This is a genomic window from Pseudomonas tumuqii, assembly GCF_013184545.1.
GTDB lineage: Bacteria > Pseudomonadota > Gammaproteobacteria > Pseudomonadales > Pseudomonadaceae > Aquipseudomonas > Aquipseudomonas tumuqii.
The window spans coordinates 37702-53931 of the sequence record NZ_JAAOJA010000018.1 but is presented as its reverse complement, the minus strand read 5'-3'; the positions used below and the strand labels follow the sequence as shown (position 1 = coordinate 53931).

Annotated in this window: 10 protein-coding genes; all 10 read right to left on the bottom strand. The window is 59.2% G+C overall.

The genetic code is table 11. The annotated features are described in order from the left end of the window. Window positions 1–308: 308 nt before the first annotated feature. The 10 genes from G9C89_RS22535 to G9C89_RS22490 all read right to left on the bottom strand — a co-directional run bounded on the left by G9C89_RS22535 (window position 309) and on the right by G9C89_RS22490 (window position 16216). Window positions 309–4076: a zinc chelation protein SecC gene (locus tag G9C89_RS22535; RefSeq protein ID WP_172152450.1), complete on the bottom strand. Its 3768-nt coding sequence runs from the start codon at window positions 4074–4076 to the stop codon at window positions 309–311. Between the two features lie 72 nt (window positions 4077–4148). Continuing rightward, window positions 4149–6761 (bottom strand): AAA family ATPase, encoded by a 2613-nt coding sequence (locus G9C89_RS22530; protein WP_172152448.1) that lies wholly within the window; start codon window positions 6759–6761, stop codon window positions 4149–4151. A gap of 481 nt (window positions 6762–7242) precedes the next feature. Beyond that, window positions 7243–7908: a hypothetical protein gene (locus G9C89_RS22525; RefSeq protein ID WP_172152446.1), complete on the bottom strand. Its 666-nt coding sequence runs from the start codon at window positions 7906–7908 to the stop codon at window positions 7243–7245. Window positions 7909–7942: 34 nt separating this feature from the next. After that, window positions 7943–8599, bottom strand: a complete 657-nt coding sequence (locus tag G9C89_RS22520; RefSeq protein WP_172152444.1) for a c-type cytochrome — start codon at window positions 8597–8599, stop codon at window positions 7943–7945. A gap of 11 nt (window positions 8600–8610) precedes the next feature. Continuing rightward, window positions 8611–10089, bottom strand: a complete 1479-nt coding sequence (locus G9C89_RS22515; RefSeq protein WP_172152442.1) for a flavin monoamine oxidase family protein — start codon at window positions 10087–10089, stop codon at window positions 8611–8613. Window positions 10090–10110: 21 nt separating this feature from the next. Then, window positions 10111–10833 carry a hypothetical protein gene (locus tag G9C89_RS22510; RefSeq protein ID WP_172152440.1) on the bottom strand — a complete coding sequence of 241 codons (723 nt, stop codon included), beginning with the start codon at window positions 10831–10833 and terminating at the stop codon, window positions 10111–10113. A gap of 47 nt (window positions 10834–10880) precedes the next feature. Further along, window positions 10881–12248, bottom strand: coding sequence for an NAD(P)/FAD-dependent oxidoreductase (locus G9C89_RS22505; protein ID WP_172152438.1), 1368 nt, complete (start codon window positions 12246–12248; stop codon window positions 10881–10883). A gap of 11 nt (window positions 12249–12259) precedes the next feature. Continuing rightward, complete coding sequence (locus G9C89_RS22500) at window positions 12260–13498, bottom strand: thiolase family protein (protein WP_172152436.1); 1239 nt, start codon at window positions 13496–13498, stop codon at window positions 12260–12262. Window positions 13499–13515: 17 nt separating this feature from the next. After that, a complete protein-coding gene (locus G9C89_RS22495) occupies window positions 13516–15075 on the bottom strand; it encodes an AMP-binding protein (protein ID WP_172152434.1) in 1560 nt (519 codons plus the stop codon). Between the two features lie 10 nt (window positions 15076–15085). Beyond that, window positions 15086–16216, bottom strand: coding sequence for a saccharopine dehydrogenase family protein (locus tag G9C89_RS22490; RefSeq protein ID WP_172152432.1), 1131 nt, complete (start codon window positions 16214–16216; stop codon window positions 15086–15088). Window positions 16217–16230 lie beyond the last annotated feature (14 nt).

Here is a 16230-nt window from a genome sequence, read left to right as displayed (position 1 = left end):
CGCGGCGGCTAAAAACACAGAAATGAGCGGGTGATCTGAGCGTTTTTGGTCGATTTGCCGCTTTTAAAATCAGCAGCAGCTGAAGTCAGCCAGAAATGCATGGCTACTTCAGAGGATCCCTAATGCTCGATTGCATCCGCCTACTGATTGACCGATGGCAGTGTAATCAACCAGTGCGTGCCCCGAGTTGAGCTTCGGATATCCAGACACTATAGATAGAGAGTTCGCACCATTGCTGCAGGTGGTAACGGACAGAGAACGGCCAAAAGCGGTCTTACTCGGTATAGTTCTAGCCCGCACTCTCATCACTAATTCACCCTCAACGATTCAAGGTCTGCAAAAGTGAGGAGAGTACATTCATCTTTGTGTCGACCTGCTACATGCTGCATCGGAACCGGGTTCCTGAAAACCAGATGACTCTCAATTCTACTGCTGCTATCTACACCAAGAAAATTGCAAACTTCGACTTGATGAGCCCTAAGCACTTCGACACGGTCTAAGTGCTTGCGAAGCAGATCAGGCTTACCGTTAGGCTTAACCTCTCCTGCGAAGTCCGTGAGTTGCTCTGCTATCTCGCCGTGAGTCTTGCGAAACTGCAAGTCCTTGCACTCCATCACTAGAATCCGATGGGTTACAGGATCCCAAGCGAGCACATCGACGTCGCCATAGTTTCGATCGAGCGCTTTACGTAGGATCTTGGTGAGGGTGACCTCTGTTTGAGTTTCCCAGCCGAGCCCCCCCATTTTTTGAGCAACCTCTAAGTTGAATCCCATGCCTTCACGCTGGCGAGCGTGCCCAGCATATTTGCGCATGGCAGGTCCGAGATGACGATCGGGATATGAGCCGTAGAAGTAGTTCCCAACGGTATAGGCAAAACCTTCGCGCAATAGGCCCGGAGCTATCAAAATGTCGGGATCCTCGTCGGAGGACAGTTGCAATAGGGGACGACGCAACGCACTCAACCGACGGCGAAAACGCCATGCTGCGATGTCCTTTTCATCGTAGCCTTCGGGCAAATCTCTCCATGAAGAGCGAGGAAGTAAGCTGAACGCGGCTACGATCTTGGCCCCAATGACAACATCATCAGCCATAGCCTCTAGGGCACTGCGGCGGACGGTAATAATTGGTTGTTTGAGTTCGATAGCCCAGTCCTCCACAGCATCGAGAAAGCGCCTGATGGCGTCTAGCTCTACACCAAAATCCTCGTACCAAGCATTGACGAATTTCGCTTCCAGTTGGTCTTGTGCTTTGGAGTTGACGTTTGGCATCTGTAGGTTTCTCTCGTACCGGCGGGCTGACGCCATGAAACGAACCTCACTTGATGCACTGCTAAAACCATCCAGTACTGTGTCGATGAAATCGTGATTCGCGTGAACATCTCCCAGTGGCTGAACGATCAATCGAGGCTCAAGAAATCCCCAGTGTGCGAGGTCAGACCAGCCACCGAAGTGGTAAATCTGAGAAGCCTTTGCCATAAACAGGGTGAGATCCAATTCACCTAAAGCCAGGCCTTCCTCCGCTGAGCACTCACAGATGGCCATCTCGAGGAGTGTCCGACTGCATTGAAAGACTGCATTTAACTTCATCTCGTGATCTCGCATTGGACCGAGTGCAGCTACGGGATCTTTTCGCAGCGCCAGCACTGCCGCAGAGGTTCTATGCCAATGATCTCTGGATGCGCCTGCAACTTCATGGTTAATTAGTAAGGTTGATAGAACGCTTTCCCGATTAAAGGCTCGCAACTGTTCGCAGAGCTCATCCTCCAAGCACCGCACAAGGCTGTTGAGGAAGATGATGCACTGCTCTTTGCCTTCGATGAGTCCACCTAAAGCACGATCACGAACCTTCCAGCCGAGACCGAGCTTGGTCGCCCCGTCCTCATAGCTGCCAATGACAATGGGTTCCTTATTTCTGAACTCTGGGATGAAGTCTCGGAACTCCCGTGCAGCGAATGCATGCGACTGACGTGCTTGAGCGTTAAGGACGATACTGTGGAGCAATTGTTCGTGGTCGATAGAACTCTGTTTTGCAAGCTGCGCTACCCCTCGAATGAAAGATAAGACGAGCGCGGCCTCCGCGACGTTGTCTGGATTGAAGATGGCCAAGTCAAACTTAGGGCCAATGGTGAGCTCAACAATTCGAGCTTCGGTATTGACAGCCAAGCTAATCGCTCCCTCGGCATCACTGGCAGTTCCCCCAGGCTGGCTCGGATCAAGTTCGCTTGGAGGCTCAACAAAGACACATCGCCACAGGATCGGCCCATCCCCTAGAAGCTTCCCGAATGCCACTTCGAAATGCGGCACAGCGCGCGCGCACCATGTGCCCAACATCCGCCATCGATCAAAGCTGCTAGTCGAAGCGTCGCCCACTGGCGAGGTAATCTCGAACCACCACGTGCGTGCCTCTGTCGTGCAGGCCCCTAAGATCCCAGATCGACCATGGTCATCCAGACAACCGTAGACAGGTTGCTGCTTGTCCTCCTCGAATAAGGTTCGCCCCTCTGTTTGGACAGTGAGCCATGTGCTGTCAATGTACTGAGCCACATGAAAGTCCCATGTAGTGAGTACTTCATGACGCAGATCCAGTAAGGCATTCTGCTGGATGGCAAGGTGTAGTGGCTGTTCGACCGCCTCTGCTGGGATATCACCGTGAGGAACAAGATGTCCATCTAGTGAGTTAGTCCAAGCAACAAGATTGAGTAGGCCGTTCATGTTTTGCAGCCACACCCCCATATCGCATAGCTGCTTTTGCATTTTGAAGAGCCGCCACAACTGCAGCGGCTTCATGTCTTTGGACCAGCTCAGGGTACAAAAATCGGCAATACTGATGTGTGCGGTTTCCCAGCGGTCTCGCTTAGGTAGGGGTATCAAGGCAGCGCCCCGGCCCACCCCGCAAACAACCACCAACGCTACTCCATCGCGAAAGTCGTCGTGTACAGCGCAATCGTTCTGCATCGCTGTCACTGTGCGAGAGATCTCATGTTGGATGTCCTGGGTGCTCATGGAAAAACCACCGAAGCTGTCTTCTTCAAAGCCCTCAAGCGAGTCGAGAACAAAAGCCAGGATCAGGTAACGCCCCTCATCGACTCGCATAGAGGTACAGCACATTGACCCCCAAGGTGCATGGAAGAATGGGTATGGCTCAGGACTGTGGCCGAGCATTGGATTGTGCTGCAGCTGCAGCGAGTACTCGCGCCCCAGGTGGTGCAGTAGAGGTTGGCGATTCTTACCAGAGCCTAGTCGCTCGATAAAGTAACGACGGATAGCTGGCGAAACCGCAGTCGGAAGGACTACGAATAGCTTCTGCTCAAGAAAAGCAAGAGGACGACGCTCTAGGTCTGTGTGACTGATCGACTGAGAGAGAAGCGACGAGCGACTGGCACCGTCAAAGACAAATGGTGCCAAGCTGTCAACGTCGACACCAGCGTCCGCAAGCTCTGTCAAGCTGAACTGGACAAGACCTCTAAGCTCGCTAGCACGCCGTGCTAGGGCGTTAGGAAGCACTTTGGAGCGCGACTCGCCTCCAAGAGCGTTGCGCTTTAAACCGGCGCGCCGGCACACGAGATCAGACAGTTTTAGTAACGAGTGAACTGAATCAGCAATATCGCTAAAAAAAGGGCCTTCGGGCAGAGTGTCAACAAGGTTCACAAACCGCTGAAGGTAAAAGGTACTTCCTTCCCAGACACCCTCCAAAACGAGGTAGTTTCCCCTCTTAGACGCTATGTTTCCAACGAAGATGTCCTCGGGTGGATCCTCAAGGTTCCCATAAGAATTACCCACTACCGCAAAACCTTGCGTGAGTATTTCGCCTGTGCCCGCTCGCGGCCCATTTCCAAACGCAATGCTGAGGTGAACCAGAACTTCGAGTCTTAGGCAGCTAGTCTGAAGAGACGGTTGCGTTAGGAGCCCGCCAAACGATGCGGCTAGCTTGACCGGATGGAATCTACGGATATCGCGTACCAGTCTGTTGCAATTCTGGGCAATATTGCCAACGTGAACACACGAGCCGGCCGCTGCCATCGCGAGAGCTATCGACACCATATCTTCCATATCATCGACTTCAACGTCTTCTGACATAAATTCATCTCGCTCTGGAGTCGAGTATCGGCCATGCGCCACAGGTTCTGCACCGTTGAACTAGAACAGGATTTAGCCCCTAGCTTTGGCTGTTTCTTTCGAGCGCTTATCTAAAGCACTCCTCCATGCCGCCAGCCTCTCGATATCCGCCTCTAATTCGTCAGGTTCTGGAATAGGAAGCCTTCCAACGGGCGTTGCCGCGTCATGCTCGAACTTGGAGCTTTTGGACATACCGCTGTCTACCTCCCGATAATCATCGTCGGTGACAACGACCAACTTCAGGCGCTGTGTCGATACTCCCTCGCCGAACCGCTGGACCGCTCCGTTCAACAGCACCTCCTCAACACACCTCTCCCAAGCAAGGCGTAAACGACCGTAGCAAGCTGCAGTCAAGCGTCGATGCTCATCTTCATCCCCACTCTTGTGCATTCTGCGAACCTCCACCAGCTCTTGTCGGAGTCTTGCCAGCCGGTCCTTGGTACCCATGACGTCGAATGGCAGATCCTGCGAGTGCACACCATATCCCTGTGCGGTACGGCGTATATAGTTCTTGGTCAGCTGGGCCCCAAGCTCCTCGACCTTCTGCTCCAAAATGCAAAGGAAGTAGATGTCGTGAGTAAAGACAATCACCTGCCGGGTGAGCGCTTCCAAAGCCAAGCGCTCTGCTACCTCCCAGCGGCGTCGGTGATCTAGCGATGACACTGGATCATCCAAGACTATTCCACCACGCCCTTTGCCAAGCTTTATCTCCGCAAGGAAGGATGCGATGGCAATAGCACGCTGCTCCCCTTCACTGAGAATGGCAGCAGGAGTACCTCCGCCGGGCAATTGCAAGACCAGCTTAAATTGGGTCTTACCCCCTGGAGACTCTGGCTTCATCACAATCTGAAGCTGATGCACCTTTAGGCGTTTGAGTTCGTCGTTGAGAGCGTCCGCCAGTTCCTGGCTGGCTGTTGTCCGCGAAAGGTCTGTGGATTTTCTGGAAATGGCTCGAGTGTCAAAACCATCCATGCACAGTTGAAGCTTGCGACTGGCCTCATGCTTGGCAATCGCCTCCAAAACAGCGGCCTTGCTCTCGCCCAGACGTATCCGTGCATCAAGCTCTCGCTTCTCCGCCGTCATTTGGGCCCGGACCTTCTCGTCGGCTGTAGCATCCAGCGCTTTGGCCTGATTCAGTAAGCCTTCGATCACACTGGTCAAACCGGGGCATGGGTCGGCCGGTAATGCCAATATTTCTTCCCACTTAAGCTCACCCGCAGCGGCCTGCAGAATCGAAGTCTGGCGGGTGTTCAGACATTTCTGCATCGACGAACAGTCTGCAGCGAGCTCTGGAATGAGCTCGGTCAACTCTTCCACCAGGCCATCACGAAACATTACATCTAGGGCAGCCTTTTGAACTGCCCTGTAGGCCGTGGCTGCAGTGTCACGAGCATCCTTCGCGGCCTTTTCGGCAGCCTGCTTGATAAACGTATCAAAGCGAACTAGGCGCGCAGCACCTTCCTGGCCAAGGCGGTTCTGGCAGAGAGGGCATGCAGAGTCTTCAGGAACTTCTGGAAACTCATGACCAGGATGACTCACTTGGGCGAAAACCCTGGCCGCGTCAAACAGCGCCTTCCATTCTTCACCTCCCGTGCCAGCAAGTTGACCTGGGGTTTGTTTGAACTCTGTAGCAGCCAACTCTGCTGCGGCTTTAGCCGTTTTCGAGTTTTCAATAAGCTGTCTGAGCTGATCGACTGCCTGATCGTCGATCAATGCAATCGATGCAGCCAAGCGAGCCTTCAGCCCCGAGAAGCGTGTTGCCTTTTGGCGTAACGCTTGTGCTTTTTGCTTCGGATCCGCCTCGGCGAGGGTTTGAGTCAACAGGATCAGTTGATCCAGTTCGGCTTGGCTGAGCGTGGCCAAAGCGTCTATTTGCTCAGGGGTGGTCGTGGTCGGGATGCCGAGTAATGCGTCGGCGACCTGCGTTTGATCTTTCGTAAGGGCCGCATACGCTACGTCACTAGGGGCATTCGCCGCCTTCTCTTGGGTAGCACGTGCCTTAAGCTTGTTACATGCGCCGGCTAACCCCTCCAAGATATCCAACCCGTATGGCGCGTAAGCGAAGTCCCCATGGTTATCAATGTAGGCACGAGCGCAATGGGTATCGAAGATGGCAATGTCCGAAAGCGGCTCGGGTGCAACGGCACCGTATTGCCAGGGAAGATCGATAGCCACGCCGTCGATTACAGTTTCGAACACGGCTTGGGCGACGCCGGCAGCCTTGGGGTCAAGGTTGGCGTTCGGAAGAATCGGCTCACGCCGATCGCGCGCGCGGCACGCATGTTTGAATACCCTGGAGTAACCGGACTTGCCTGCGCCGTTCTCGCCATAAATCACGGTCAGGCCTGTCAAAGAGATGGGGACATTTCCCCCGTTAGCCAAGGCATTTACGTTCACAAGTTGCTTAACCGCAGCCAACTGCACAAGCCGTGCTGGATCGGCAGGCTGAGCTATCAGTGCGTCCTCAAGCTTCTTGGGAATTCGGCCCTCTGGGTCTGGTATCCCCGTTTCAGCCTTGGCTAATGCATATAGGTCGTCAAGATCGGCGGCACTGAGCATACGATCTTGGAAGAGGCGAGCAATTGTATCTTGCTGCCAAGCAGGGAGTCCCTTAGACCACGCGTGGATTTCCTGAATAATCGTCACCTACCTCCTCCTTGGCGTAGTACCACCCACCACACCTATGAACATACCTGAAAGTGGCAATTTGCCTTCAGTATGTCTAGCAGACAAAAGCGAATCAGGGTGAAGGTGGTAGAAGAATTTTCGAATTAGACTATCCGCATTTGGCTGGTTGTTGCCCGTCGTGGCCGGCAGCTGTGGATCGACTCCAGCCCGTCAAAATGCCGTGCCCCTGCCCCAGAAAGACGCTCTACGGCGCGTATCTGCCGTGGCCTGTCCTTGCGACGCACAACAGATCCAACGCTCTCCATGAACAAGAACCGAGCGCAAAAAAAACCGCCCCGAAGGGCGGAAAATGGAGCGGGCTTGTGACCCACTATGGAGTAGTCGTCAGCGAATACCTGGCCTGTGCAGCACGGCTGCTTTGTTCAGCATCGCTGGCGCTGGACTTACGGAGTGCGCCGTCAGGCAGCGACGGCTCACTCCCTGCAGATGCGCAATTCGATCAGCGGGCCAGCGCAAGGGACCCGGACGCCCTCGCCCCTGCACGCTCCAGCGCGCCATAGGCGTAGTACTGCTGAACGATCTGGATACCCCAGACGGTCAGGGCGAAGATCATGAACACCATCTGGTCGTCGTCCCCCGGGATCGGGAAGAAGTCATAGACCACCGCGATACCCAAAGCCGCCGCCGCCACCAGGGTATTGAGCAGGGCATGCAGGTGTTCGCCGGCACGCAGCAGTCGCCAGCTGAAATAGACGAGAAAGACCGTGTAGCAGCACCACATGAACAGGTAGAAATACGGCAGCGGCCCCTTAACGAAGTCGGCCAGCACCAGCACGAAGGTGGCAGCAAAGGTGACGGCGAATATCACGATGTCCTTGGCAACCGACGGCTTATAATTATGGGTGACCGCCATCAGGCCAAGCACGGCCACGATTGGCACCCCGAAAGCACGGGAAAAAGCATCGAGGAAGAAGGAGATGCTGTAGCTAGGCTCAAACCCCGTCAGCAGGAAGAACAGAAGATTCGCAGCGGAGAAGGCGACGATCAGCCACTCAAAACCGAGCAAATAGTTCTTCCGCACCCGCACATATTTGAGTCCGTACACCACGCCGCAAACGATCAAGAAGACGCTGGAAAGCAACGCAAGAACTTCCTTAATTTCCATAGCAATAGCCTCTATCAAATACTGAATCGATGGATCACTTCACCACCGGGGGAAGCGCTGCGAGGTAGTGGGCCAGTGCCTGCCGATCGCCCTCGGATAAGCTCGCGCTGATCGCCGCCATAGCGCCGGTCGGGTCCTGGCGTCGCCCCTGGGCAAAGGCATCCAGCTGCGCCAGCAGGTAGTCGTGCCCCTGCCCCGCCAGACGCGGGAACTGGTCATGACCCAGCAAGCCTTCGCCATGACAGGCGGCGCAGCCGCCGTTCGCCGCCAGCTTCTCGCCCTTTTCCCGCAGCGCGGGATCAGGCTTGAAGGAGCGGTTTTCCGTGGCAGATTGCTTGGCGAAATACTCCGACAGCTGCTCGATCTCGGCCTCGGACAGACTCATCGCAAGGGGGCCCATGTTCGGGTTGGCCCGTTCGCCACTGGCGAAGCGCTTGAGCTGAGCCGCCAGGTAAGACGCCGGCTGGCCCGCCAGGGTCGGATAACCCTGGTGTTGCGAGTGCCCTTGGGCACCATGGCAACCGATACAGGCGTCGCTCAGGCGTGGCCACGGCCCGCCATCGGTCTGCTTGGCCTCGCTGGAGGTCTCGATATGGCCCATCAGGCGATAGAGATCGAGACCATCGCGGCCGTAAACCGCCAGCAGCACCGCAACGACGGTAACGACACCCAGTACTATCAATTTCTTCATCTTCTCGCCTCCTATGCCCGACGCAGGGCGTTGAGCGCCTGCAGAGCACTCTGGTGCCCCGAGCGCACGGCACCGTCCATGTAGCCAGCCCAGATGTCGGCGGTTTCGGTACCGGACCAGATCAGCTTGCCGCAGGGGGGCCGCAGGGCCTCGCCATGGGTGGTCCAGAATCCCGGGGGGATAGCCGAGACGCAGGTGAGCGACCAGGGATCGTCGCGCCCCCAGTCCTGGTCGTGGTAGGCCACCGGCTGCAGCGCTTGGTCGCCCCAGGCGCGCGCGTAGAGCTCCATGAGCCTCTGCTTCGCCGTTGCGGGATCGGAGGACAGGTTGGCGTTGGAGATAAAGGCATTGATGATGCCCACCTCGCCATTGGGCGGCGAGTTGTCCCAGGCCCAGATAACCGGGCCGTTCATTTGAAAGATGTGCCCGTTAAGTCCTTTTTCCCGCCAGAACGGGCGGGCATATACCATGGCCGTCTTGCGCGCCGGCGAGTGTGCGGGCCAGGCACGTTGTAGCGCGGCACGGGCCGCTGGCAGAGCCGGCTCGAACTGCACCTGGTTGCACAGCGCGGGATGGATGGCCACGATGACCTGACGCGCACGCACCAGTCCCTGGTCCGTGTGCAGCGTGACGATCTCGCCATCCCAGCCGGAAATTTTGCGCACCGGGCACTGCAAGCGCAGCTTGTCAGCCAGTTGCTCGGCCATCTTGCTGCTAAGAACCTGCGAGCCGCCGACGAAGCGAGTGCCTTGGGCGCTGTCCTTGATCGAATCGAGCTTCTCGTAGTCGCAGTTCGCCGAATTGATCATGGACAGATAATGCAGCAGCCCCATTTTGGCCGGGCTTGCCCCACCGGTAAGTGTCAGGGCGGCATCCCAGCCCGATCGTTCCTCGGGTTTGATGTTTTGCGTGGCCAGCCAGTCGCCGACCGAGAGCTTGTCCCACTCTGCAGCCTTCGGCGATTTCCAGGGTGCCCCCGAAGGCACATCACGGGACATCTCGCTCAGCTTGTGCGCGACGCTCATGTCAGTGCCGAAGGTGCCCTCGAGATCGATCTCCAGCCGTCCCTCCCCGCCCATGATGACCGTGCGCCCTTCGTGGAATTGCGGGAAGGTGCCTACTTCCAGCTGCCGCGCGAGATCCTCCACGGCAGTCTGGCCCGGCCCGATCCATTGCCCTCCGACCTCCGAAACATTTCCGTCTCCCAGCTCGTAGTTGAGGGTTCGCCCGCCGACCCTGTCCCTGGCCTCCAAGACCACGAAGGACTGGTTACCAGCCAACTGCAGATCCCGGGCGGCGGTCAGGCCGGCCAGACCACCGCCGATGATGGCCACATCGACAACGCCGCTCGCCTGGTCGGGGTCTTCACTGGCATTGGCCAGCCCCACTTTCAGGCCGAGGCCGCCAACAGCCACAGTGGCACCTGCGAGTTTCAACAATTGCCTGCGCCTCGAATCAAGGCTGGTTTCAACGCTGGGCTTCTTGGACATGCTGAGCGCCTCTCGTAGTTGTTAGGGAAGTTGGTTGGCCAGCAGGAATTTCGGCCCACGCAGCAGTTGCGCGCCGAACATCATCAGCCACAGGGGAAATATCAGGACGACCACGACCAGCAGCAGATTGGTCAGCACCGCCAGGCTCTGAAAAAAGCCGGAGACGAAGAACAGCCCGAAACACCAGCCGACGATGCTCAACGGCCACAGGATGGATTTGCCCCAGCCTGCTTCCTTGAGCTGCTTGCCAACGATCAGGCCCCAGAACAGCACGACGGGTCCCTCGCACCACCACAGGCCCTTCTGACTGCCGGTGGCGATGCTGGTCCAGGCGGCTTCGGCGGCGGCCTTTGCGGCGTCACCCCCTTCGGCATGCAGGCTGGCGAGCGGGTTGAGCACCGCCAACTGCAGGCTGGCACCGGCAACCCCCAGGATGACGTAGACAACGATGGCCAGGACCGCCATGTCCCCCAGGGCTCCTGCCCTGTCGCGGAAACTGGCCCAGAAGTAACCGCCGATGATCAGCAGCGGCAGATAGAAGCCGAGGACGTCCGCCAGCATCGACCAGCGGAAGAACTCACGCACCTGCGCCGACGCGGTCAACATGTAGGCACCTTGCAGGGACAGATTCATATCGCCCTGGGTGACCAGCAACATAAAGGCGACATTTAGATAGGCGAAGATCCCACCCAGGATTGCGGCCCAGGCCGTGAGCTGCACGACCTCTTTCGAGTTGGCATTCATATATTCAGGTTCCAAAGAAATGATCGAAGTTGGACGGCACCTGTCGCTCAATCCGCGGCGCGACGCACCCTACTGTTCGTCCATCCGTCCATCCGGTTTGCCGCCCCGAGGGCGAGCTTGACGGCGCACCACTGCAGGGGTTCGGGCAGCGTGGACGGCGTCTTGTGGCGCAACGCGGCCAGCAGCGGATGCTCGATGCCGCCAATCCGCTCGGCGAGTAGCTGCCCCATCAGCGATTGGCTGGCGACGCCATGCCCCGAACAGCCGGCGGTATACAGCACGTTGTTGTGGGTGCCGGTCTCGCCAACCACCGGCAAAGCGTCGTAGGCCATGCTGACGTAGCCACTCCAGGTCGAGCGGATACCCAGCCCGCGCAGGGTTGGAAAGCGCTCGTCCAGCGCCGTGGCCAGGGCGCGATAAGCGGCCTGGTCCGGCTTATTCGGCGTCTGCGCGCCATAGGCATAGTCGAGTCGTTTGGTCGTGATCACCAGCGAGTTGCGGGCCGTCAGGCGATGGCTCTCCATCGTCCAGTGCGCGGTGATCAGGCCTTCCCTTCCCGGCCACCCCAGCGTCGCCAGCTGAGCCGGGGAAAGCGGCTCGGTCTCGATCGCCGAGACGCGCAGCGGCACAACCTTGTCCTTGAGCAGGCCGAGCTGCGGGGTATAGGCGTTGGTGGCGAGCACCAGAAATGGCGCGCTGGCAAAGCCCCGCCGGGTCATGCAGCGGATGGTCTGTCCTTCGCTGTACGACATCAGCGGCGTGTTCTCGTACAGCTTCACGCCGGCCTGGAGCGCCGCGCGACGCAGTCCCAGCACATACTTGCCAGGGTCCAGGGTGCCGCCATGCTGCTGGGCATAACCGAACAGAAACGCCGGCGGTATTCCGCGCGCGCGCATCTCGGCAGGGTCCAGGAACTGCGTCTGGGAGCCAAGCTCGAGGCCGAGCTGCATGGCCTTGCGGATTTTCTTCTCCTGCGAGGGATGCACAGCCACGCGGATGTTGCCCGAGCGGTTGTAGTCGCAGTCGATGCCGAGCTCGTCGAGCCTACGCTCCACGTAGCTGACGCCCTCGTCGTAGAAGCTGACGATCTTCCTCGCCTGTTCGATGCCGACACGCTTGAGGAAGAACTCGAATTCGATTCCCAGGCTGCCACCGAGGTAGCCGGCATTGCGCCCACTGGCACCGAACCCGGCAAATTCCTGCTCGAGCACTATCACCTTGGCACCGAGAGCCGTCAGCTCCAACGCGGTGGACAAGCCGGCGAAGCCGGCACCGACCACTATCACATCGGCGCTGACATCGCTCTCCAGCTCCGGCTGCAGGTCAGCCGGCTTATCCAGCCAGCCGCCGTGGCGACGAAATTGCCCGACTTCACTGCTGGTCCTGTTCTTCGTGCCGCGACGGAATGCTGGCATGGCAAGTGCTCCTATCGGCTCAGAATGTGAACGGCCACGGCACCTTCCTCGACGCCGATCAGACCACCACCATTCTCCTGGATCGCATGGCGCGCGCCCTCGACCTGGCGGGCCCCGGCTTCGCCGCGCAACTGGGTGGTCAGCTCGAAGAGCTGGCCGATACCGGTCGCACCGAGTGGGTGGCCCTTGGATTCCAGGCCGCCGGAAGGGTTGATCGGAATCCGCCCGCCCACGGTGAAATCACCGCGCTCGGCGCACACACCGCCCAACCCCATCGGTGCCAGGCCGAGGTTTTCCGCCTGGATGATCTCGCCCATGGCCGAGGCGTCGTGGACCTCGGCGACATGCATGTCCTGCGGGCCGAGGCCGGCTATCTCGTAGGCCTGCAGCGCGGCCAGATGGCTGACGTGCTTGTCCGTCTCATCCATGCTGCGCAGGGTGAAGCTGCGAATCACGCTGGCGGCGATGCGCACGCAGCGCTTGGGATCGGCACCGATGCGCTTGAGGCCCGCCTCGGTGCAGATGATCGCCGCGGCGGCACCGTCGGTCATGGGGGCGCACATCGGCAGGGTGATCGGATAGGTGATCGGCGGTGCCGCCAGCACTTCTTCGATGGTGAAAGGCTTGCGGAACTGCGAATAGGGGTTGTGCACCGAGTGGTTGTGGTTCTTCGCGCACACCGCCGCGATCTGCCGCTGGGTGGTGCCGTAGGTCTTCATGTGCCAGCGGCAGAAGCCTGCGTAGATGGACATGAAACGACTGTACGGACGATCAGACTCCGAGCCGGGCGGCGCAACGATGCCATCGCCCATCTTCGACAGGGTGGCGAAGTTTTCCTCGGCGCGGGCGACGTCCCAACCGGCCTCGAACAGGGCAAAGGACTTCGCCTTGTCGGCTACCACCATCTTTTCGCAGCCCAGGGCCAGTGCGACATCGGTGGCACCGGCGCGCAGGCTCTGCACCGCCAGGTGCACCGCGGTGCTACCCGAGGCGCAGGCGTTCTCGACGTTGTAGGCCGGCACCCCTTCGATGCCGATCTTGCTCATGATCACCTGCCCCGGAATGGACAGCTGGCCCTGCAGCGCGCCGTTGGTGATGCCGGCATAGAAAACCGCGCCGATATCGGCGCGCTGGGCACCGGCATCCGCCAGCGCGCCGTTGAGCGCCTCCAGGGCCAGATCCTGGAGGCTGCGATCCGGATGACGACCGAACTCGGTCATCGCAATGCCGGCAATATAGATGGATTCCATCAGAATACTCCTCGACTTCAGATTTGCCGGCTGGCACCTTGCCAGTAGCGGGCACGCAGGTCCTTCTTCAGCACCTTGCCCACAGGGCTACGGGGCAGGGACTCGACGACGTCGATCGATTTCGGTGCCTTCACCGAGCCCAGCGTGTCCTTGCACAGGGCAATCAGCACCTCGACGTCGATGCTCTGGCCCTCGTTCAGCTCGATGACCGCCTTGACCGCCTCGCCCCACTTCTCGTCCGGCACGCCGATCACCGCGCAGTCGCGCACCGCGGGATGGCCCCAGAGCACTTGCTCGACCTCGCTCGGATAGACGTTGAAGCCGCCCGAGATGATCATGTCCTTCTTGCGGTCGGTGATATGCAGGTAGCCATCGGCATCGAGGTGACCGATGTCGCCGGTGTGCAGATAACCGTCGATGATGGTCTCGGCAGTCTTCTGCGGGTCCTTGTAGTAGCCCTTCATGATCAGGTCGCCGCGCACGCAGATCTCGCCGGTTTCACCCTGGGCGAGAACCTGGTTGTCGTCGTTCATGATCTCGACCCGGATCAGCGGGTTGGGCCGGCCGACGGAGGACAGCCGCTCATCACTGGCCACTTCACCGTCGATGAAGTGCTCTCCCGGCGTTAGATGGGCGATGGCCCCAGGTGCCTCGGTTTGCCCATAGCCTTCCATCATGATCGGCCCGAACACCTCGATCGCCTGACGCAGCTTCTCCACCGACATTGGCGCGGCACCGTAGAGGAAGTAGCGCAGCGAGGAGAAGTCGACCTTCTTGTTCAGATCAGGAATGTCCAGCAGCCGATAGATAACGGTCGGCGGCAGGAAAAACTCCGTCACCCTGTAGGTGGGAATGGCGGCCAGCAGCAGCTGCGGCTCCGGCTTGGTGATCACCACCACGGTGCCGCCCCTGGCCGTGCAGGGCATGGACAGCAGGCCGGCGGTATGGGTCATCGGTGCCGCGGCCAGGTTGACCGGCTTGACGCCCGCCGGATACACCATGTTGATCATGACGTGCGCGAAGCTGGTCTGCACGCTGCGGTGGGTATTCATCACGCCCTTGGGCAGGCCCGTGGTGCCGCCGGTGGGACCGAGCCAGATCACGTCGTCCGGATCGACGATCACCCGTGGATCGGTAACCGGCAGCCCGGCAACGAAGCCTTGCAGCGACTCTGCACCCTCCACCTCGCCGTCGATGCAGACCCATTGGCGGATCTTCGGTAATTGCGGGCGCAGGGCGGCAAGCACCTCGGCAAACTCGCGCTGGAAGAACAGTACCTCGCAGTCGAAGGTGTCCAGCACATAGCGGTTTTCCTCGGGCGCGTTGCGCGCGCCCACCGGGATCCAGCACAGGTTTGCGCGCCACAGGCCCAACGCACAGAGCCAGGCAGTCACATCGTTGGCCGCCCAGACTGCACCCTTGGTCCCGGACGCGAATCCCTTCGCCAGCAATGCGTTGGCGATGCGGCAGGACATTTCCCCCGCCTCGGTAAAGCTGGTGACCGCACCGTCCTGAATATAGGCGGCACCGCGCGGATTGATCCGCCAGCCGCGGTCGAAGAAATCAATGATTGCCATCTTGGTCACTTCACAGTTGGGTGATGGTTGCGCGGGCCAGGCCACGCTGCTCGAGGAAGCCGAGCATGTAGCGGTGGCCGAAGGCCTTGGACGACGAGGCGAAGCCGACTTTGGCGACGTCGTTGTCCAACAGCTTGACCACTGCAGCAGCGTGCAGGGCACCGGTGGCAATGTAAGGCGTGATGCCATGTACGGTGGCACGCACAGCTGCCAGTCGGCCGCGGCCGATGGCAAAGTCGACACTGCGTTGGAGGTTGCCGCGCTCACGCGGAGGCATGACCGGGGTGGTGGAATCCACCAGACTCTGGATCACCGCATCCTGCTGTTCCCTCGGCAGGTGCTTGTACTCGGCCTCCCACTTCTCGCCCAGCCCATGCACGGTTTGCATCACATTGTTGTCGTAGAAACCCACGCAAGAGATGCAGCTACGCACACGCGCATCATTCTCGAAGTAGACAGGCAGCGAGGTACCGCCCCAGGGCAGACAGAACACCGATTGCAGGAAGTCAGGCGACACGACATTGAAGCTGGCACGCGGGTCGTGCGGAACCAGGCTGTTCTCCCACAGGTAATTGGACTCCTGGCGATAGGTTTCGAAAATGGTCGCCGCAGACCCCACGGATACACCCGCTCCACCACGGGGGCCGCGGGTCAGGGTGGCGGTTTCCAGGGCATCGATGCCCTGAGTTTCCAGAGCCAGCTCGGCCGCGATCTCGGCGAAGGTGTACATGTAGGCCACAGAAGACGACAGCAACAGACCGGCCTGACGGAACTGCTCACCGAACTGATCGCGCAGGGCACGGATATGCTGCTGCTCGCCGGCCGGATCCAGGTAGTGGCAGCCGGCTTTCAGCGCTGCCTCGACAGTAACCAGGCCAAAGTTGGCGAACGGGCCGACCGTGCTGCAGACAACGCGGGCACCCTTGAACACCTTGATCAGGGCTTCAACCTCGTGCGGGCACTCGACCAGTTCATAGGTGGCCGACTCCAGATTCACGACGCGTTGCGCCATCATCTCTTTGGCGCGAGCCGCATTGCGCGCCACGGCAGTGAAGGGAATGCCCTGGTCGATCAGCCAATCCATGATCAGCATGCCGGTGTAGCCACTGGCGCCATAGACAACGACAGGATATTTGGCCATTTCGAGTACCTCGT

Coding starts and splice junctions, on each gene's coding strand:
- G9C89_RS22535 (WP_172152450.1), bottom strand. CDS start 4,076: ATGTCAGAAGACGTTGAAGTCGATGATATGGAAGATATGGTGTCGATA.
- G9C89_RS22525 (WP_172152446.1), bottom strand. CDS start 7,908: ATGGAAATTAAGGAAGTTCTTGCGTTGCTTTCCAGCGTCTTCTTGATC.
- G9C89_RS22520 (WP_172152444.1), bottom strand. CDS start 8,599: ATGAAGAAATTGATAGTACTGGGTGTCGTTACCGTCGTTGCGGTGCTG.
- G9C89_RS22515 (WP_172152442.1), bottom strand. CDS start 10,089: ATGTCCAAGAAGCCCAGCGTTGAAACCAGCCTTGATTCGAGGCGCAGG.
- G9C89_RS22510 (WP_172152440.1), bottom strand. CDS start 10,833: ATGAATGCCAACTCGAAAGAGGTCGTGCAGCTCACGGCCTGGGCCGCA.
- G9C89_RS22505 (WP_172152438.1), bottom strand. CDS start 12,248: ATGCCAGCATTCCGTCGCGGCACGAAGAACAGGACCAGCAGTGAAGTC.
- G9C89_RS22500 (WP_172152436.1), bottom strand. CDS start 13,498: ATGGAATCCATCTATATTGCCGGCATTGCGATGACCGAGTTCGGTCGT.
- G9C89_RS22495 (WP_172152434.1), bottom strand. CDS start 15,075: ATGGCAATCATTGATTTCTTCGACCGCGGCTGGCGGATCAATCCGCGC.
- G9C89_RS22490 (WP_172152432.1), bottom strand. CDS start 16,216: ATGGCCAAATATCCTGTCGTTGTCTATGGCGCCAGTGGCTACACCGGC.